The 1294-nt window shown below is 43.1% G+C and carries 2 protein-coding genes; both read right to left on the bottom strand.

The window, feature by feature from the left end:
- Window positions 1-70: 70 nt before the first annotated feature.
- Window positions 71-613 (bottom strand): hypothetical protein, encoded by a 543-nt coding sequence (locus R7P67_RS24780; RefSeq protein WP_005482688.1) that lies wholly within the window; start codon window positions 611-613, stop codon window positions 71-73.
- On the bottom strand, window positions 600-1145 hold the full coding sequence (locus tag R7P67_RS24775; RefSeq protein WP_318086312.1) for a YaeQ family protein: 546 nt from the start codon (window positions 1143-1145) through the stop codon (window positions 600-602). The genes R7P67_RS24780 and R7P67_RS24775 overlap by 14 nt, the downstream gene beginning before the upstream one ends.
- Window positions 1146-1294: the final 149 nt, after the last annotated feature.

Raw genomic sequence — 1294 nt, 5'->3', positions numbered from 1 at the left:
TGCAAACATGATGCTTGTTGCATTGGAGACGCAGTCTATCAGTTGTTTCGGATTGATAAAACCATGTATTTTATGAGGAAAAGAGTCGCTTCAACCAGCCGAAAAAGCCATTTGATGCTGTTGGGTTTGCCTCTTTACCTAAATAGAAGCTTTGCATTAGCTCTGTTCTGAACGCGTCAACATCAATACGTTTAATCACAAGTTCGTGCTGTAACGTGTTTTGCGTCTGCTCTGCGTGATCGTGCGCTAAGCTAAAATCCATGTTCAGATAGCCTTGAGTGAAGAGCCACAAATGGGTGATCAGAACAAGATCTTCTGCCGATTGATTGGTGAATTTGTCTGCCTGCTCATCCCCAAGCGTATCTGCCAAGACCTTTTGCATTTGCTGTGTCGAATGAGCGTGTTGTTCATACAACGCACTTGCTTCGATATGGGATTTCGTCAGGAGCCCGAGTAGGTGAAGCACTGGATTCGTTGCTGGCTTGTTTTCACATACGCGTGCAAACAGCGGAGCTTGTTCTTTCAACCAACGCTTCTTGGCTGCTTTATGCTCATCAACGAAGGGAATCTTTTTGATTCCCATTTGTTTAATCAGTTCACTAAGGGGCGTCATGACTTTGCAGTTCCTTCACTGTTACTTCGACGTGTTGATCGTTCACATCAACAAAAATAGAGGTGCCGGTAATCATAACAGAAAGGTTTGTACCACGGTCAAGGTGCTGACAAATCATATCGATAGCGTCGTAGTCAAAGCTTTCTACGCTTACTGGAAGCATTGAAAACTTACCTGACATTTTCTCCCACCACACCGGTGCTTTAGTATTGTACGTATAGACCTTGACCTGCTTGGCAAGGCGAGAGGCTTTTTTGATTCGATCTGGTTCGGGTTCGCCGATCTCAATCCAATGCGTGATGCTTTGGTCATCTGCAACATGCCATAAATCTGGCTCTTCCGTGGTTGAGAGGCCTTTGGTAAATTCCAAGTCTTTTTGGGCATTGAGGCAGAAAGCCAAGATACGAGCCAGCATGCGTTGAGGTTTTTCAGAGGGATGCAGAGCGATAGTAAGGTTCTTGGAATCGTAGTAATCGTTATTCATATCGGAAAGAGAGATACGAAATTTATAAATGGTTGGTTTTAGAGCCATGGGTTTATATCGTTTTTATGGGCGAAAATTTGCTTTGGGCAAAAAAATAGCCAGCTTAAAAGCTGGCTATCATATCAAATTCTTTAAGAATTAAAGTACTTTGATTTGCTCTGCTTGAGGGCCTTTTTGACCTTGAGAGATAACAAATT

This window comes from Vibrio sp. Vb0937 (assembly GCF_033338855.1).
The sequence above is the reverse complement of the archived record's forward strand: the minus strand, read 5'-3'. Positions and strand labels throughout refer to the sequence as shown.

Excerpts from the sequence above, each read along its gene's own strand:
- R7P67_RS24780 (WP_005482688.1), bottom strand. The coding sequence starts at position 613 with ATGACGCCCCTTAGTGAACTGATTAAACAAATGGGAATCAAAAAGATT.
- R7P67_RS24775 (WP_318086312.1), bottom strand. The coding sequence starts at position 1,145 with ATGGCTCTAAAACCAACCATTTATAAATTTCGTATCTCTCTTTCCGAT.